General features: G+C 73.4%; 12 protein-coding genes. 8 read left to right on the plus strand and 4 right to left on the minus strand.

The features are described 5' to 3' along the window. From ABT015_RS36850 to ABT015_RS36870, 5 genes are all read left to right on the plus strand, one after another. Nucleotides 1-4992, plus strand: a 4992-nt coding sequence (locus tag ABT015_RS36850; protein ID WP_350887395.1) for a non-ribosomal peptide synthetase, incomplete at its 5' end; no start/stop codon positions are given. Nucleotides 4993-4995: 3 nt separating this feature from the next. Beyond that, the gene (locus ABT015_RS36855) at nucleotides 4996-5211 is read left to right on the plus strand and encodes an MbtH family protein (RefSeq protein WP_350887397.1); all 216 of its coding nucleotides are present in this window, start codon (nucleotides 4996-4998) and stop codon (nucleotides 5209-5211) included. A gap of 10 nt (nucleotides 5212-5221) precedes the next feature. Further along, nucleotides 5222-6523, plus strand: coding sequence for a cytochrome P450 (locus ABT015_RS36860; protein WP_350887399.1), 1302 nt, complete (start codon nucleotides 5222-5224; stop codon nucleotides 6521-6523). Between the two features lie 83 nt (nucleotides 6524-6606). Next, nucleotides 6607-7344 (plus strand): SRPBCC family protein, encoded by a 738-nt coding sequence (locus tag ABT015_RS36865; protein WP_350887401.1) that lies wholly within the window; start codon nucleotides 6607-6609, stop codon nucleotides 7342-7344. Nucleotides 7345-7378: 34 nt separating this feature from the next. Next, nucleotides 7379-7570 (plus strand): hypothetical protein, encoded by a 192-nt coding sequence (locus ABT015_RS36870; RefSeq protein WP_244293816.1) that lies wholly within the window; start codon nucleotides 7379-7381, stop codon nucleotides 7568-7570. A 56-nt stretch (nucleotides 7571-7626) separates the two neighbouring features. Here ABT015_RS36870 and ABT015_RS36875 read toward each other — a convergent pair whose 3' ends face one another. The 3 genes from ABT015_RS36875 to ABT015_RS36885 all read right to left on the minus strand — a co-directional run bounded on the left by ABT015_RS36875 (nucleotide 7627) and on the right by ABT015_RS36885 (nucleotide 10530). Next, a complete protein-coding gene (locus ABT015_RS36875; protein WP_350887404.1) occupies nucleotides 7627-9699 on the minus strand; it encodes an alkaline phosphatase family protein in 2073 nt (690 codons plus the stop codon). After that, nucleotides 9696-10199: a hypothetical protein gene (locus tag ABT015_RS36880; RefSeq protein WP_350887407.1), complete on the minus strand. Its 504-nt coding sequence runs from the start codon at nucleotides 10197-10199 to the stop codon at nucleotides 9696-9698. Before ABT015_RS36880 ends, ABT015_RS36875 begins: the two co-directional genes overlap by 4 nt. Before the next feature lie 205 nt (nucleotides 10200-10404). Next, nucleotides 10405-10530, minus strand: a complete 126-nt coding sequence (locus ABT015_RS36885) for a hypothetical protein (RefSeq protein WP_350887410.1) — start codon at nucleotides 10528-10530, stop codon at nucleotides 10405-10407. A gap of 626 nt (nucleotides 10531-11156) precedes the next feature. On the opposite strand from ABT015_RS36885, the gene ABT015_RS36890 reads away from it, so the two are divergent. Next, nucleotides 11157-13019 (plus strand): protein kinase domain-containing protein, encoded by a 1863-nt coding sequence (locus ABT015_RS36890; RefSeq protein WP_350887412.1) that lies wholly within the window; start codon nucleotides 11157-11159, stop codon nucleotides 13017-13019. A 43-nt stretch (nucleotides 13020-13062) separates the two neighbouring features. Here ABT015_RS36890 and ABT015_RS36895 read toward each other — a convergent pair whose 3' ends face one another. Next, on the minus strand, nucleotides 13063-16011 hold the full coding sequence (locus tag ABT015_RS36895) for an AfsR/SARP family transcriptional regulator (RefSeq protein WP_350887415.1): 2949 nt from the start codon (nucleotides 16009-16011) through the stop codon (nucleotides 13063-13065). Between the two features lie 263 nt (nucleotides 16012-16274). Here ABT015_RS36895 and ABT015_RS36900 point away from each other — a divergent pair, with 263 nt between their 5' ends. Next, a complete protein-coding gene (locus ABT015_RS36900) occupies nucleotides 16275-16781 on the plus strand; it encodes a SigE family RNA polymerase sigma factor (RefSeq protein WP_350887417.1) in 507 nt (168 codons plus the stop codon). A gap of 67 nt (nucleotides 16782-16848) precedes the next feature. Further along, nucleotides 16849-17649, plus strand: a complete 801-nt coding sequence (locus ABT015_RS36905; protein ID WP_350887420.1) for a hypothetical protein — start codon at nucleotides 16849-16851, stop codon at nucleotides 17647-17649. Nucleotides 17650-18067 lie beyond the last annotated feature (418 nt).

Consider the following 18067-nt stretch of genomic DNA (forward strand, 5'->3'; position numbering starts at 1 on the left):
CGGGAGAACGGCGCCGGCATCGGCGCGGTGACGGTGGAGGTCAAGCGGGGCCGCCACCACAACGAGCTGACCCGCTACCGCTACGACGTCACCCTTCGCCAGCGGCCCGCCGCCCCGGCGCAGGGCGACGAGCCGGTCGAACTCCGCTGGGGCCGGGACGTGGCCGCTCTGCCGGAGCTGTGCGAGCTCCTCGGGCGGCACGACGGCCGCCCGGTCCGGATCACCGGGGCACCCAACCGCCGCGTGGTCGGCGAGGCGGCCCTGGCCCGGGCCGTGCAGGAGGAGGACATCCCGCTCGGGCCGCTGCTGGAGCGGCTGCACGCCCCGCAGCAGGACGCGGCGCCCGATCCCGAGGACTTCCACGCCCTCGGGGACGCGCTCGGCCGCCGGGTGTCCGTCACCTGGTCGGCCACCGGCCCGGACGCCCTGGACGTGCTCTTCAGCGGCGCACCCAGCGACGCACTCAGCGACGCACCCGACGGCACACCCGGCGCCGCACTCAGCGCCGCACCGGCCGACGCGTACCGCCCCACCCGGGGTGCGGGCACGGCGCTGTCCGCGCTCACCAACCGCCCGGCAGGAAAGCGCGGCGCCCCGGCCCTCGCCGCCGAACTCCGTAGCTGGCTGGGCGCCCGGCTGCCCGACTACCTGGTGCCGTCGGCGTTCGTGGTGCTGGACGCGCTGCCGCTGACCGCCAACGGCAAGCTCGACCGCCGCGCGCTGCCCGCCCCCGACCTGGGGACGGCGGCCGGCGGCCGGGAGCCGCGCACCCCGCAGGAGCAGCTGCTCGCCGAACTCTTCGCCGACGTGCTCGGCCTGCCCCGGGTCGGCGTCGAGGACAGCTTCTTCGACCTCGGCGGACATTCGCTGCTGGCGACCCGCCTGGCCTCCCGGGTCCGGGCCGTCCTCGGCGCCGAACTGGAGATCCGGACGCTGTTCGAGCACCCGACCGTGGCCGCCCTGGCGGGCCGCCTCGACGGATCCGTCACCGAGCGGCCCGCGCTGACCGCCCGTCCGCGCCCCGAGCAGCTCCCGCTGTCCTTCGCCCAGCGCCGCCTCTGGTTCCTGCACTGCATGGACGGGCCGAGCGCCACCTACAACATGCCGCTCGCCCTGCGGCTGACCGGCGACCTCGACCGGTCGGCCCTGCACGCCGCACTCGCGGACGTGATCGCCCGGCACGAGAGCCTGCGCACCGTCCTGCGGGAGACGGACGGAGTGCCCCACCAGCAGGTCTTGGGCGCGGACGAGGCGCACCCGCCGCTGCCGGTGGTCGAGCTCGACGAGAGCCGGCTGGCCGACCGGCTCGCCGAGGCGGCCCGGCGAGGCTTCGACCTGGCCGCCGAGCCGCCGGTCCGGGCGGAGCTCTACGCGCTCGCCCCCGGGCGGCACGTCCTGCTGGTCGTGGTGCACCACATCGCCGCCGACGGCTGGTCGATGGGCCCGCTCTCCTGGGACCTGGCCACCGCCTACGCGGCCCGCTGCCAGGGCCAGGCACCGCAGTGGTCCCCGCTGTCGGTCCAGTACGCCGACTACACCCTGTGGCAGCGCGACCTGCTCGGCGAGGCCGCCGACCGGGGCAGCCTGTTCGCCCGGCAGCTCGGCTACTGGAAGGACGAGCTGGCGGGCCTGCCGGACCAGGTGCGGCTGCCCGCGGACCGGCCCCGGCCGGCCGAGGCCTCCCAGCGCGGCGGCCGGATCGAGGTCCGGCTCGACGCGGACCTGCACCAGGACCTGCGGGCCCTGGCCACCGCGCACGGCGCCAGCATGTTCATGGTGCTCCAGGCCGGCCTCGCCGCCCTGCTCACCCGGCTCGGCGCCGGCACCGACATCCCGATCGGCAGCCCCATCGCCGGGCGCACCGACCAGGCACTGGACGACCTCGTCGGCTTCTTCGTCAACACCCTGGTGCTGCGCACCGACACCGCAGGCGACCCGGGCTTCGCCGAACTCGTCGGCCGGGTACGGCAGAAGGCGCTGGCCGCCTACGCCCACCAGGACGTGCCGTTCGAGTACCTGGTCGAGGCCGTCAACCCCACCCGGTCGCTGGCCCACCACCCGCTGTTCCAGGTCATGCTCGGCCTGCAGAACGCCCCGGCCGGGGCGTTCACCTTGCCGGGCCTGGAGACCGCCCACCTGGAGGCCCCCACCGGCACCGCGCGGGTCGACCTGACCGTCAGCCTGGCCGAGCAGTACGGCCCGGACGGCGGCCCGGCGGGCGTGCTCGGCGCGGTCGAGTTCGCGACCGACCTGTTCGATCCGGCCACGGTGGAGCTGCTGTTCGCCCGCTGGGTACGGCTGCTGCGCGCGGCCGCGGCCGAGCCGGACCAGCCGATCGGTCGGCTCGACCTGCTGTCCGGCGAGGAACGCGGCGAACTGCTGGTCGAGTTCAACCGGACCGGCGCCGAACTGCCGCGCGCGGAACTGCCGCGCGCCGAACTGCCCGGCGCGGAACTGCCTGGCGCCGGAAGGCCCGAGGCCGCCCTGCCGGAGCTGTTCGCCCGCCGGGTGCGGGCCGTGCCGGACGCGGTCGCGGTCGTCGCGGACGGCGCCGAACTGACCTACCGGGAGCTCGACGGCCGGGCCAACCGCCTGGCCCGGGCCCTGATCGGCCAGGGCGTGCGGCCGGAGACCCCGGTCGCGGTGCTGCTGGAGCGCTCGGCGGACCTCGTCGTCGCGATCCTGGCGATCGTCAAGGCCGGCGGCGCGTACGTCCCGCTCGATCCGCGGTTCCCGTCCTCCCGGATCGACCTGATCCTCCGGGAGACCGGCGCGGCCCTGGTGCTCACCGAGGACGTGCTGACCGCGCTGAGCCAGGCCGAACCCGACGGGTCCGATCCACAGATCCCCTGTGATCCCCGGCAGTTGGCGTACGTGATGTACACCTCCGGTTCGACCGGCCGGCCGAAGGGCGTCGGTGTCACCCAGCGTGACGTGGTGGCGCTCGCGCTCGCCCCGTGCTGGCGCGAGGGCGGCCACGACCGGGTGCTGCTGCACTCGCCCACGGCCTTCGACGCCGCGACGTACGAGCTCTGGGCGCCGCTGCTCGGCGGCGGCACGATCGTCGTCGCACCGCCCGGCCGGCTCGACCTCGACCTGCTCGCGGGCGCGGTCGCCGAGCACGGGGTGACCGGGCTGTGGCTGACGGCCGGCCTGTTCCGGCTGGTCGCCGAGGAACGGCCGCAGCTGCTCGCCACGGTCCGCGAGGTGTGGACCGGTGGCGACGTGGTGCCGCCGTCGGCCGTCGCCCGGGTGCTGGCGGCCTGCCCCGGCATCGAGGTGGTCAACGGCTACGGCCCGACCGAGGCCACCACCTTCGCCGCCCACCACCGGGTCCGCGCGCTCCCCGGGACCGCCGCGAGCGTGCCGATCGGCCGGCCGATGGCGAACATGCGGGCGTACGTGCTCGACGACGGGCTGCGCGCGGTGCCGGTGGGCGTGGAGGGCGAGCTGTACCTCGCCGGGGCGGGCGTGGCCCGGGGCTACCCGGGCCGGCCGGGCCTGACCGCCGAGCGGTTCGTCGCCTGCCCGTTCGAGCGGGGGGAGCGCATGTACCGCACCGGGGACCTCGTCCGCTGGCTGCCCGGCGGCGTCCTGGAGTTCGTCGGCCGCGCCGACGAGCAGGTCAAACTGCGCGGGTTCCGGATCGAGCCCGGCGAGGTCGAGGCCCTCCTCGCCGCCTGCCCGGGCGTGGCCCAGGCGGCCGTCGTCGCCCGCGAGGACCGGCCGGGCGACAAGCGCCTGGTCGCGTACTTGGTGCCCGCCGCCGAGGGCGCGCCCGCGCCGGACGGCCTCGCCCGCCGGCTCGGTCGCGAACTGCCCGAGTACATGGTGCCGTCGGCCTTCGTCACCCTCGACGCGCTGCCGCTGACCGCCAACGGCAAGCTGGACCGGGCCGCGCTGCCGGTACCCGAGTCCGAGGCGACGGGCGTGGGCCGCGGCCCGCGCACCCCACAGGAGCAGCTGCTGTGCTCCCTGTTCGCCGAGATCCTCGGCCGGGAGCAGGTCCACCTCGACGACAGCTTCTTCGACCTCGGGGGGCACTCGCTGCTGGCCGCCCGCCTGGTCTCGCGCATCCGCGGGACGCTGGGCGTCCCGGTGGGCCTGCGCACCCTGTTCGAGGCCCCCACCGTGGCCGGTCTGACCAGCCGGCTGGCCATGGACGACGCCGAGGACGCCTTCGACGTGGTGCTGCCGCTGCGGTCCACCGGCACCCGCCCGCCGCTGTTCTGCATCCACCCCGGCGGCGGCATCAGCTGGTCCTACTCCGGTCTGCTGAACCACATCGGCCCGGAGTATCCGGTGTACGCGATCCAGGCACGTGGTCTCGCGCACGCCGAGGCCCTGCCGACGTCGTACGAGGAGATGGCGGCCGACTACGCCGACCAGATCCGCAAGGTCCAGGCCGACGGCCCCTACCGGCTGCTCGGCTGGTCCGCCGGCGGGCTGATCGCCCACGCGATCGCCTGCGAGCTCCAGGCCCGCGGCGAGCGCACCGAACTGCTGGCGGCCCTCGACGCCTACCCGGTCAAGGACGTGGTGCTCGACGACTCCGCCGTGCCCACCGAGCGGGACGTGCTCGTCGGCATCCTGGACTGCGACCCCGCCGAACTGGGCGAGGGGCCGCTGTCCTACGCCGAGGTCGCCGAGATCCTGCGCCGTCGGGGCAGCGCCCTGGCGCACCTGGACGAGCGGCGCATCGAGGCCGTCGTCCGGATCATGATCAACAACGCCGAGCTGGCGGTCGCCCACGCCCCCGGCCGGTTCGAGGGGGACCTGCTGCTGTTCAACTCCACGATCGACCGCACCGAGGACTCGGCAGGCGCCGGCACCTGGCGCCCGTACGTCACCGGCCGGATCGACTCCCACGACATCACCACCCGCCACGACCGGATGACCCAGCCGGGCTCGCTGGCCCAGATCGGACCGATCGTGGCCGCCCGCCTCGCCGAGGTCACCGGCGACACTGCCCTTTCCCACCAGGAGGACTGACCCATGACCAACCCGTTCGACGACCAGGACGCCACCTTCCTCGTGCTCGTCAACCACGAGAACCAGCACTCGCTGTGGCCGCAGTTCGCCGACGTCCCCGAGGGCTGGACCGTCGCCCACGGCCCCGACGGCCACACCGCCTGCCTGGAGTACGTCGAGCAGTCCTGGACCGACATGCGGCCCAGGAGCCTCGCCGACGCCATGGACGCCCGGAAGTAGCGCGGCCGACGTGACCTCCACCGAAACCCTCGGAGCCGAAACGTTCGGAGCCGACACCCCGTCCGACACCCCGTCCGGCACCCCGGCCGAGGCCCGTGCCACCGCGGGCCCGGCCGGGCCCGGCGACCTCGCCGCGGCCCTGTACACGCCCGAGGCCCGCCGCGACCCGTACCCGTTCTACGCCCGCATGCGGCACGAGAGCCCGGTCCACCGCAGCGACCAGGGCATCTGGTACCTCACCCGGTACGCCCACGTCGACGCCGCCCTGAGCGACCTGCGCCTGTCGAACGACCGGGACCGGATGACCCGGGCCCTCGGCGGCCTCGGCGGCGACCTGAAGGCCCTGAGCCGGCTCACCGACCGGCTCGGCCGGGTGATGACCAACACCGACCCGCCGGACCACGCCCGGCTGCGCAAGCTGGTCAACCGGGCGTTCACCGCCCGGCGGGTCGAGGCCCTGCGGGACGGCATCCAGGCGGTCGTCGACGACCTGATCGACCGGGCCGTGGCCCAGGGCCCCGCCATGGACTTCATCGAGGCGGTCGCCTCCCCGCTGCCCCTGGCCGTCGCCTGCGAGCTGTTCGGCATCCCGCCCGAGGACCGCCCCCAGGTCAAGACCTGGTTCCGCCGGCTCGGAAACCTCACCGCCGACATCGAGCAGGCCGAGGCCGCCGTCGACCAGTACGAGGAGTACCTGTCCCGGCTCATCCGGCAGCGCCGCGAGGATCCGGGCGACGACCTGATCAGCGCCCTGGTCACCACCCAGGCGCAGGACGACCGGCTCACCGACTCCGAACTGCTGTCCACCTGCTTCGTCCTGATCACCGCCGGGGACGAGACCACCGCCAACCTGATCGGCAACGGCACCCTCGCCCTGCTGCGCCACCCCGACCAGCTGGCCCGGCTGCGCGAGGACCCGGGGCTGATCCGCACCGCCGTCGAGGAGCTGGCCCGCTACGACACGCCCACCCAGGCGATCGTCCGGGTCGTCGCGCAGGACGTCGAGATCGGCGGGCGGACGCTGCGCGAGGGCGAGCTGGTGTACCTGTTCCTCGGCGCCGCCAACCGCGACCAGTACCGCTTCGAGGACCCCGACCGGCTCGACCTGACGCGCGCCCGCAACCGGCACCTGACCTTCGGCACGGGCCCGCACTTCTGCCTCGGCGGACCGCTCGCCAAGCTCCAGACCGAACTGGCGATCGGCACCCTGGTCCGCAGGCTCCCCGGCCTCGCACTCGCCGACGAGACGGCCCTCGACTGGCGGCCCAACCCGTTGCAACGGCGGCTGTGCGCACTGCCGCTGACCTACTGAACGACAAGCCCGTCGAGTGACAACCCCATCGAACGACAACCCCATCGAACGACAAGCCCATCGACTGTGAAGGAGAACCGATCGTGGCCCGAGAGTTCCAGGTGCGCCGGGAACAGGACCTGCCCGCCGTACCCGACAAGGTCTGGCAGGCGATCGCCACCGGCGCCGGCAACCTCAGCTGGCTGTACCCCATGGAGGTCGAGCCGCACGTCGGCGGGACGGTCTCCCGCGGCGGCGGCACCGTCGTGGCCTGGGAACCGCCGCACCACTTCGCCGTCCGGGCGACCAGGGAGGGCGGCTTCTCGAACACCCTCAGCTACCACATCGAGCCGGCCGACGGCACGTCGAGCCACCTGCGGATGGGGATCCACTGGGTGCACGAGGGCGTCGTCGACGACGGCTGGGACACCAGGGCGGACGCGGCCGAGAAGCACGTCGACCTCTACCAGCACAGCCTCGCCCAGTACCTGGCGCACTTCGCCGACCGCACCGCCGTCTACGTCAAGGCCACCCGGCCCGGACCGACCGCCGAACCCGCCGACTTCGCCACGCTGCGCCGGCGCCTCGGCCTCGCCGACGACACGGCCGTCGGCGACCGGCTGTCACTCGACCTCCCGGGCGCGGACGGCGGCCGGGAGGAGGTGGTCGTGGACTACCTGAGCCCCGACTTCATCGGCCTGCGCGGGCCGGACACGCTGTACCGGTTCTACAACGGCAGCTCCTGGAACTGGCCGATCTGGCTGGGCCACCACCTGTTCGCCCAGGGAGCGGACGAGGAGCAGGCGACCAAGGCGTGGAACGCCTGGCTCAACGGCTCCTGACCCGCCGTACGACAGACGACCGGAGGGACCCCTGGTGGAAGAAACCCTGCTCTACGCCGCCGAACTCGTCGAGGAGGGCGGCACCTACAAGCTCGTCGTGCAGGACGTGGTCCGGGACACCGTCCAGGTCACCCCCGTCCCCAAGACCGCGGTGGACAGGCTCCCGACCTTCCTGTCGGTGCTCAGTGCCAAGCTCAACCCCGCACCGGCCCGCGGCCGCCGGTAGCACACCCCGCACCCGAGGAGGCCGGCGCCGCGCCCAGGCGCCGGCCTCCTCGGCGTTCAGCCGCTGATGCTCGGCCGGCCGTTCTCGACGTGGCCCATGAGGCGGCGGCGGAAGGACGCGTCCTCGGTGATCGCGAGGTCCAGGTCGTACCAGCCGTCGGCGGCCTCGGTGTCCCAGACGAGGGTGAGGGGTTTGCCCGTGACGACGGCGCCGGTCAGCGCTTTCGCGGTGCTGTAGTGCCGGGGCGCCACGGTGACGGTCTGGGGCGTGGCACTGGGTGACGTGATCGTCAGGGTGAGGGTGCGCTTCGGGGCGGCGGCGACGGCGCTGGCGACGGAGGTTTCGGCGGCGGCTCCGGCGGCCTTTCCGGCGAACTCGCGGCGGAATCCGTTGGGGCCGGTGAGGTAGAAGTCGTAACGTCCGTCGACCAGCGGCACGTTGGTGGCGGGCGCGGTGGTGCCGAGCACGTCGAAGTGCCGAGGAGCGCCGTAGGTGCCGGACGTGCCGACGTTGTCGTACAGGGTCAGGTGCACGGAGGCGGCGCCGGTGTTGACCGGTTGCAGGACGAACGCGCCCTGCCCCTGGTCCAGGGCGCCGTGGGAGTCCGGCTGGTACGGCAGCGGGCGGGCCAGACGCCGGGTGGGGTCGGTGGGTTGCGGTGGCGGGTCGCCGGTGCGGTCGAAGTCGAAGACCGAGGTGAGGTTGCCGGCCACGGTGCGTCGCCAGCGGCTGATGGCGGGCTGCCGTACGCCCAACCACTCCTCCAGGAAGCGGACTTGTGAGGTGTGGTCGAAGACCTGGGAGTTGACGTAGCCGCCCACGGTCCACGGGGAGACGACGATCATCGGTACGCGCATGCCCAGGCCGATGGGCTCCTTGCCGACGTACTCGTCGTCGACGCCCTGCGGGGGCACCGGCGGCGGCACGTGGTCGAAGAAGCCGTCGTTCTCGTCGTAGCTGATGAACAGCACGGTGGAGTCCCACATGTCCTCGTCGGAGGCGATGACGTCCAGGACCTGGCAGACGACCTCCTCACCGGTCATGGGGGCCGAACCGCCCTGGCCCGGGTGCTCCGAGTCCGCGTCCGAGGGCACCAGGTACGAGACCCGGGGGACCCTCTTCGCCGCCACGTCCTGGGCGAACGCGTAGACGAAGTCGCGGTGGTTCTTCGGGTTCTGCTTCGAGTCCGGCGGGGGCGGGCAGCGGAAGAGCCCTCGGTCGTAGAGGCTCCGCTCGGCCGGCGGCAGGTAGGCGACCGCCTTGGCGAGCGCCTCCACGTCCTCCGGGCGTACGCGCTTCGGATCCCGGTAGAAGTCGTACAGGCTCAGGTAGTCGAGCTCGGCGATCTTCAGCACGGTCTGGAAGACCCGCTTGAACTCGGCGTGGAACTCCAGGTTGTTGTCGTAGTAGTTGTCCCAGCCCTGGTAGACGCGCCAGCTGATCCTGTCGGACCCGAAGGGGTCGTTGTTGACCTCCAGGATCTCGGGGTAGCTGGACCAGTTGTACCCCAGCGTCCGGTCTCCCGCGTAGGCCGCGTCGGGGTTCTCGCGGTCGTGCGCGACCGACCCGGTGACCCGCGACCCGTCGGGCTCCCAGCCGCCGAATCCGCTGAAGAGGTAGTTGCGGTTCGAGGTGGTCTCGCCCATCACCGAGCAGTGGTAGGCGTCGCAGATGGTGAACTGCTCGGCCAGCGCCCGGTAGGTCCCGACGACCTCCGGCTGGTCGAAGTAGCCCATGGCGGGGGTCTTCTCGGCATCGATCCACTGGTCGTAGCGGCCGTTGTTCCACGCCTCGTGGCCGGTGGGCCAGTTGTGGGCCGCAGGCTCGGTCGTCACGTCGCCCGGGCCGAACCGGTAGGGCCTGTGGGGCCTGGAGGAGTCGTCCGGGTCGGGCTGGTCGAGGACGGTGCGGCCGCCGGTCCCGGGGAACGTGACGAGGTTGCGGTCGTCGTACCCGCGCACTCCTCGGAAGTCGCTGCCGAAGTAGTGGTCGAAGGAGCGGTTCTCCTGCATCAGGAAGACCACGTGTCGGATGGCCTTCAGGCCGCCGGGGCGGGGTTTGCGCTTGAGGGCCTTCAGCAGCGAGTCCGGCAGCGACGGAGCGCTCTGCGGGGAGTGGGGAGTGTTCACGCGTTCTCCTGGTCCGGCGTGGCGGGCGAACCGGAGGGTGCGTTCTCGGTGGCCCGGAGGTAGTCGAGGTAGACGAAGTCGCCCGTCGCGCCCTCGTTGAGGTTCGTTTCGACGCGGGTGTAGCCCGTTTCGGGAGGGATCTCCTGCGACCCGTCCTTCCAGTGCGCGACGGTGAGGTCGACGATGGGCCGGGCTGCGCCTTCCTGACGGGTGACGGCCAGGAACAGGGCCTTGTCGTGGACGGGTGTTCCCCTGTTGAGGTCGACCGGCAGCTTCTGGTAGCCGGCGGGCGGCTTCTCGTCGTCCGTCAGGACGCGGATGCCGGTGACGGGCCGGTCGTCGGCGGACCGTTCGAAGACGAGGTACAGGTAGGCGCCGCGTGCGCCCGTGTTCAGATCGACGTCGATCCACTCCCACCCGGTGGGCGTGTGGAACGGCGGATGTCGTACCGGGTCGTCGTAGGCGACCAGGACATCGACGTCTGTGACGAACCGACCCATGGGCGGGTCTCCGATCGGAGCAGGTGTACATGAGCGGGGGAGACGGGGCCGACGAACGGTTCGACGGCCCGGGGCACGTACGGGTACGTGCGACGCCCGGCCGGGGTCGGCCCGGTCGGGCGTCCAGTGCTGGGGTGCGGTGGGTCCGGTCCGGTCCGGTCCGGTGCGGTGCGGTCCGGTGCGGTCCGGGCACCCGAGGCGACTGTCAGCCCTTGGTGAGGCGCTCCCACTCGCTGATTTCCACGCGCCGGTGGTCGGTGTCGGAGAACACCCGGAACCGGTTCGGCTTGTCGGGTACCGCGATCACCGAGCCGACGTGGTTGAAGCCCATGGCTGAGCCTTTCCGAATTCATCTGTTCGTGTGCCGCCGAAGCCTTGCCCGGGCGGATCCGCGGCTCGGTCCCATGGCTTGCCTGCGGCGAGGAGTGCCGAGGAGGAGCACCGCGAACCACGCTAGGTCGGCCGGTCCTGGGGCGCGATGCGAAAAGTCCCGGCGACCTGCATTCCAGTGACAGGTAATTTTGCTGCGAACCTTTGGCGCGAGAAGCGCGAGAAGTCGGTCCGGCGCTTCGGGAGCCCTTGACGGCCTGCTCCGAGGCTGTCCGGGAGCGAGGACGAGCAGCCCCTCGCAGGCCGGTTCCGCGAGGCTCGACGACGGCGTTCCTTCGAGTGGACCGGTGACCGGTCACGGCTGGGGAGGGCGGCTGACACCCCGCCCGGCCGGCTGCGGCGACGCGGCCGTCGAGGCACGGGGGCGCGTGGGCACGGGGCGCGGGGGCACGGGATGGGGCGTGGGGCGGGGATGGCTTGAGTCGAACGTGATTCATATGATGGAAAGCCAGTAATTGTTTTGCCGGTGTCATGATCCTCGGAGGGCGCCCCGGACCAAGGTGCGCCCATGGAACCGGGCCGGTCTCCGGATTCGCTCCGGTCCTCGGGCTTGATTCAGGGAGTATCATGCGCGGCACCGTGCTCGCCGACCGCTACCGGCTGGTGGACCTGCTGGGCGGCGGGTCGATGGGCGACGTGTGGCTCGCCGAGGACGAGGTCCTGGGCCGCCGGGTCGCGATCAAGGTGGTGAAGCCGGCCCTGCTGGACGAATCCGGCTTCGCCGAACGCTTCCACGCCGAGGCCCGCGTCATGGCACAGCTGCGCCACCCGGGCATCGTCGGGGTGTACGACTACGGGCACAGCGCCGTGGACGGGCGGCCCTCGGTCGGCTACCTGGTCATGGAGCTGATCGACGGGCAACCGCTGAGCGCCGTGCTGGAACGCCGCGGCGCGCTGCCGGTGGAGGAGACCCTCCGGATGGCACTCCAGGTGCTGGAGGCGTTGGAGGCCGCGCACGAGTCCGAGGTGGTCCACCGGGACATCAAACCGGCCAACCTGATGGTCCGCGGCGACCGGACGGTGATCGCGGACTTCGGCATCGCCCGGCCCGGCTGCGACGCCCGGCTGACCGTACCGGGCATGGTGCTCGGCACCGCCGCCTACCAGGCGCCGGAACAGGCCTCCACCGGGACGGTCACCGCCTCGGCGGACCTCTACGCACTCGGCGTCGTCCTCTACGAATGCCTCGCCGGCAAGCTCCCCTTCGACGGGGAGACCGCCCTCGAACTGATCCTCAAGCACCTGACGGAGCCCGTGCCGCCGCTTCCGGAGGACGTGCCCGCGCCGGTGTGGGCGCTGGTCGAGCGGGCGATGGCCAAGGATCCCGGCGAGCGCTGGCCCGACGCGGCGACGATGGCCGCGGCGGTACGCGACGCCCTCGCACCGGCCGAGGAGACGGCGCCGCCGACTCCGGTCGGGCCCCGGCCGGTCGCCGGACGCGCACCGTGGGCCAGGTTCCGCCTGCGCGGGCTGATCGGGGTGACGGCGCTTTCGCTGCTCTGCGTGGTCGGGGCCTCCGGAGCGACGGTGATCCGGTCCGACGAGGACGACGCTCCGGACGCCGCCGCCGTCGCGGGCCCGGTGGCCGGACTCTCGGGCCCGGCCGTTTCCGCTGCGGTGGCAGCCGACCGCCAACCCGCCGGACAGCAGCCCGCCGAGCCGACGGCGCCAGTGCCGTCGGCCGGCCCGGAGGCGGGCGGGAGCCCCACGCCCGGCGCCGAGCCCGAGCCGGTCGCCGGGCGGACCTCCGCCGGGCCCGTCCCGCCCGGTGTGCCGGCTCCGGCCTCCGGCGCGCCCACCGCCGGCCAGAACCCCGCCCCGTCCGCGCCGACCTCCGCCTCCCCGTCCCGGCCCGGTCTGCCGGCTCCGGCCTCCACGGCGCCCACTGCCGGCCAGAACCCCGCCCCGCCCGCGCCGACCTCCGCCGTCCCGTCCCCGCCCGCCTCCCACGAACCGCCCACGCCCACGCCCACGCCGTCCGCGACGTCGGCGCCGCCCACGCCGCCCACGCCGGAGCCGAAACCGCAGCCGCAGCTGCCCTCCCAGGCACAGATCACCAGCGTCGGCGGCGCGCTGGACAACTCCTACTCCGGGGACCAGAACGGCAACCGGGTCGGCACCTTCGCCGTCAACAGCACGTCGGCCCAGGTGTGGCGGCTGGAAAAGGTCTTCGAGGGGAAGTACTTCCTGCGCAACGCCTCCAGCAACTACACCAAGGTGCTGGATCTGGACACGGGCGACGGGCGCGTGCAGATCTGGACGAGCCCGCCGTACACCGACAACCAGCTCTGGTCCTTCACGCCGGTTCCGGGCGGCTACCGGATCGTCAACGGCGCCACCAAGGGCTGCCTGACGTCCGACGGAGCCGGTTACTACGTCAGGGTGGCGGCCTGCTCGAACGCGGAGAACCAGGTGTGGGCGCTGTCCTGAGCCGTCGGACCGGTAGCCGAACACCCCCGGGGCGAGGGGAGGATCAGGCCGGCAGCCAGGACGGCCACTGCCGGCGGGGCCGGTCGGCGGCCCCGCCGAGGCCGATCAGGGCGCGCAGCCGGTCGGCTTCGGGGGAGCCGATGGAGGCCAGGATGCCGTAGGCCTCCGACCGGCACGCCCGGGCCGCGTCCGCTGCGGCGCCGCGGTCGGCGAGCGCGTCACCGAGTGCCGCCAGGGCCAGCCCCCGCCCCCGGCGGTCGCCGTCGAGCGTCAGCACCTCGACCGCCCGGTCGGCCGCCTCCACCGCCTCGTCGCCGCGGCCGACGGCTCGCAGCGACTCGGTGAGCCGCAGGAGCGTGCGGCCCGTCCGGCGCCGGTCGTCCGGCCGCAGCAGGGCGAGGGCGCCGCGGTGGTGGCGCAGGGCCTGCTCGAACTCGCCGCGATCGTGGGCGATCGTCCCCAACGAGTCGAGGGCGAGCGCCTGGAGCTCGTGGTCGGCGAGCTGGTGGCAGATCAGCAGGGACTGGTCGACGACGCGGACCGCCGCCTCGGGCCGGCCGAGCTCGGTGAACGCACCGGCCAGGTTCAGCAGTTCGCCCGCCACCGAGCGCCGGTCGCCGAGCCGCTCCCAGACCGCGATCGCCGCCGCGAAGCCGTCGACCGCGTCGCCCGGCCGACCGACCTGGACGAACAGGGCGGCCAGGGAGGCGTGGGCCAGGGCGAGCAGCGGCCCCGGCAGGCCGTGGGCGATGCACAGGTCGCGGGACCTGATCAGCTCGCCGAGGGCCGCGGGTTCGGAGCCGACCTCGGTCAGCAGCCGGCCGAGCACCAGCCGGGCCCTGACCTCGGCCGTTCGGTCGCCCTGCCGGACGGCGGCCTGGAGCAGGACCTTGGCCGCGTGCCCCAGCGGCCGGGCGGCCTGGCCGGTCTCGCACAACAGGCTTCCCCCGAGCAGCAGTTCGGCCACCAGATCGAGCCGGGGCGGCTGGGGGAGCCCGGCGTACTGGCCGACCAGGGCGCCGATGCCCTGGTACTCGCCGCGGCCGCGGGCCACCGCGCGGCAGTCGGGGGCGTACGGTGCACCGGCGCCGGTCAGGGCCGCGCGGGTGGCGGTCGGGCCGAGGGCCGCGACGGTCTCGGCGTGCTGGCGGATCACCAGGCGGGTGAGGACGGCGGCCGGGTGGTCCGCCTCCGGGGCCGAGCCCGCGCCGGCCTCGACGTCGGCCGCTGTCTCTGGGATAAGCCGCTGGGCGAAGGCGCGCAGCAGGTCGTGGTAGCGGTAGCGGTCCGGCGGCGCGGTCTCCAGCATCGAGCAGTCGACCAGCGACTCGGCCAGCTCCTCGGCCTCGTGCTCGGGCAGGTCGAGCACCGCCGCGACCGCGCCCGGCGACAGGTCGGGCACGTCCGGCACGGCCAGCAGGCAGAAGGCCCGCGCCTGGTCGGGCGTCAGCTGGTCGTAGCCGAAGCGGAACGCCGACTCGACGGCGAGGTCCTCCGTGCGCAGCACGTCCAGCCGGCGGCGGTTCTCGGACAGCTTGTCGAGCAGCCGGGCCATGGTCCAGCCCGGTCGGCAGGAGAGGCGGGCGGCGAGGATGCGCACGGCCAACGGGAGGTGGCCGCAGAGCCGCACGAGCTCCCTGGCCGTGTCCGCCTCGGCCCGTAGCCGCTGCCCGCCGACCACCTGGCCGAGCAGGTCGAGGGCCTCCTCCGGGGCGAAGGCCGGCAGCTCGACGACGTGCGCGTTGGGAAGCGAACCGAGCCGGGCCCGGCTGGTGACGAGCACGGCGCAGCCGGGCCGGCCGGGCAGCAGCGGCCTGATCTGCTCGGCGTCCCGGGCGTTGTCGAGGACCGTCAGCACGCGTCGGCCGGAGAGCAGCGAGCGGAACTGGGCGGAGCGTTCGGGGAGCCCGGCGGGCAGCGCCTCCGCCGGCACGCCGAGGGCGCGGAGGAAGGCGCCCAGCACCTCCTCGGGCGGAGTCGGGCGGCCGTCGGCCCCGTGCAGGTCGACGTAGAGCTGGCCGTCGGGGAAGTCGGCGGCCAGCCCGTGCGCGACATGGACGGCCAGGGCCGTCTTGCCCATGCCGCCCAGGCCCGACACCGTCGCCACGGGCACGGTGCGGGGCGCGAGCAGGACGGCCCGCACCGCTTCCGTCTGCGCCTCGCGGCCGGTGAAGTCGGCGAGGTCGGCCGGTACCTGGGTCGGCCGGATCGGCGCGTGGTACGGCGGGCGGGCCGTGGTGGTGCTGTCGGGCCGGGGCGGCGCGGGCGCCACGAGGGCGGCGTCGGCCACCAGGATCCGGCGCTGCAACTCGCGCAGACCGGGCCCGGCGGCGACGCCGAGCTGTGCCCGCAACCGCCGGTCCGTCTCGCGGTAGACGCTCAGGGCCTCGGCCTGCCGTCCGGCCCGGTAGAGGGCGAGCATCAGCAGCTCGGAGAACCGTTCCCTGAGCGGGTGTTCGGCCGCGACCGCGGTCAGTTCGGCGACGGCCTCGCCGGACGGTCCGGCCTCGATCTCGGCTTCCAGACACGACTCCAGGACGGTCACCCGGCGTTCGGTCCACTCGCCGCGCTGCCGCTCGGCATAGGGGCCGGAGAGTCCGGACATCGGCTCGCCCTGCCAGAGGGCCAGCGCCAGGCGCAGCGCGGCGGCGGCGCGAGCGTGCTCCCCGGCGCCGCTGAGCTCCTTCGCCGTGCCGACGAGCTCCTCGCAGCGGTGGGTGTCCAGTTCCCCGGGATCCACGGTGAGCAGGTAGCCCCCGCTGAGCGAGGTCAGCGGGGCGGGCCCGAGGACGCGGCGCAGGCGGTGGACGTACGTCCGGATCACGGCCATGGGCTTGGCGGGCGGCTCCTCGCCCCACAGGTCGTCGACGAGCTGACCGGTCGACACGGGGTGGTTGGCCCTCAGCAGCAGCGAGAGCAGCAGGTTCCGCTGCTGCGGCGACCCGAGTGCGAGCTCGCCGCCGTCCCGCCACCCCCGTATCGGTCCCAGCACCGTGAACCGCAACCCACCCACCGACCGTTCCCCTCTGCCTGCAAACGAACCCCCGGGCGCATGATACCGACCGCATCACCGCTGGCCGGGGCTGCTTCTCACGGGGTCGGCCGCGGGCAGACGCGGGTGTCCGCAGGGGGCAGCCGACGAAGCAGCGGTGAAAAGAAAAAGAAGGTGCCTCGCCCGCGCGACATGCTGACGCCGTACGTAGTCATGAGGGGTATGCACGGGGATCACAGGACAAGGGAACAGGCGGGAACCGAGTGAAATCAGCACAGGAGGATGAGTACCTGGCGTTCGTGGCGGCGAGGGCGAAGGCGCTGTACCGCTCCGCGTACGTCCTCGCGGCCGGCGACGCACATCTTGCCGAGGACCTGGTCCAGGAGACCCTCAGCCGGGTGTACGTGCACTGGAAGCGGGTGGCCAAGGCGGACAACCCGGCCGCCTACGCCCAGACGGTCCTGGTCCGCACCTTCCTCAGCCTGCGGCGTCGACGGAGCAGCGGCGAGCGTCCCACCGGGACCATGCCCGACAGCGCGGCGGCCGGCCCGGACACCGCGCTGCGGCTCACCCTGCTGGACGCGCTCGGCCAACTGCCGCCCCGCGACCGGGCGGTGCTGCTGCTGCGCTACTGGGAGGACCGCAGCATCGAGGAGACCGCCCGGATGCTCAAGCTGAGCAGCAGCGCGGTCCGCTCCCAGGGCACCCGGGCGCTCGGCAGGGTGCGTGCCCTGCTCGGCGACAGCCTGTCCGACCTGGTTCCGCACTGAGCACCGTTGCGCGCAGGTCGAAACCGCCACGAAGCCCCCATCAGCGACAGAAACAGGTGACGCCAGCATGCCGTTCGAAGCAGACCTCGCACACGCCCTGGACCGCACGACCGACTCCCTCGAACCAGACCTCACCACGCTCATGCGCGGAGCCGTCCAGCGCGGGCGGATCCGCCGGCGTCGGCGCACGGCCGGCGTCATCGCCGGGGTCGGTGCCTGCACCGCGATCGCGGCCGTCGGCCTGGTGATCCCCGAGGTGTTCGCCGGGATGCACTCCGGAGGATCCGACATCAGGGTGTCGGCGATGGCGATGCCCCGTTCCGCGGTCACCGACACCCAGATGATCCAGGCCCTGGAGGCGACGTTCCCCGGGGGCCGGTTCAGCGCGGAGAGCGGGCAGAGCAACAACCCCTCGGATCCGTCCGCCGGGCGCGTCGCCAACAGCGAACTGGTCCTCGACGACGGTCACGGCGCCGCCTTCGTCGGCGTCTCCGCCCTGCGGCTCCCGCTGCCGCTCAAGGACGGCGACGGGCTGAGCTGCGAGTGGCAGCCCAAGAAGGACGGCGACACCTGCAAGATGACCGAGCTGCCGAGCAGCGCCGAGGTTCCCGGCGGGGCCCTGGTGATGTTCCAGCAGAACGCGGACGCGCACCCGGTCCGTCCCGACACCGCCCGCCGCTGGACGGTGACGGTGACCCTGAAGTCGACCGGCGCGCAGCTGCGCATGGTGCAGTGGAACAGCACCGGCGGCGGCACCGGCGCCGAGACGCCGAAGCCGACCCGTCCCGCTCCTCCGCTTACCGAGCAGCAGGCGGTGGCCGCACTCACCGGTGCCGCCTGGGCGCCGATCCTCGGCGCCGTCGGCTGACCCCGCGCGTCGCGTTCGCAGGGGTTGCGCCGGCCGAGGTCGAGCACGGTCTGTCCGTGCTCGCCTTGGCGGGCGCGTCCCGGGCTGGGCATTTGTTTCGGGCGCCGAGTAGGGGTACTGTCAGCCAGTCGCTCGGCAGGGAGCACCGGACACGCATCGGCGCGGACGGTCCCGGGGCGGCCAATCCTTTCGAAACACCACGTCCCGGTTCGGGCCGGGTCGGCTCGCCATATGCGGGCGAGGCTCGGTGTGTATATCGGTGTGTTCGTTTTATTGGATTGCGGCCGATTCGCTTTTCGGAGTGGGGATCGGCTAGAGTTTGGAACGTCGGACGGGGCGTCAAGCCGCAGAAGACACCAGCGAGTTGGATGAACGAAGCGCCGGAAACGGAGCGGAAAACATCTGGTAAGCTGGGAAC

It is taken from the genome of Kitasatospora sp. NPDC094016, from assembly GCF_040304045.1.
Lineage (GTDB): Bacteria > Actinomycetota > Actinomycetes > Streptomycetales > Streptomycetaceae > Kitasatospora.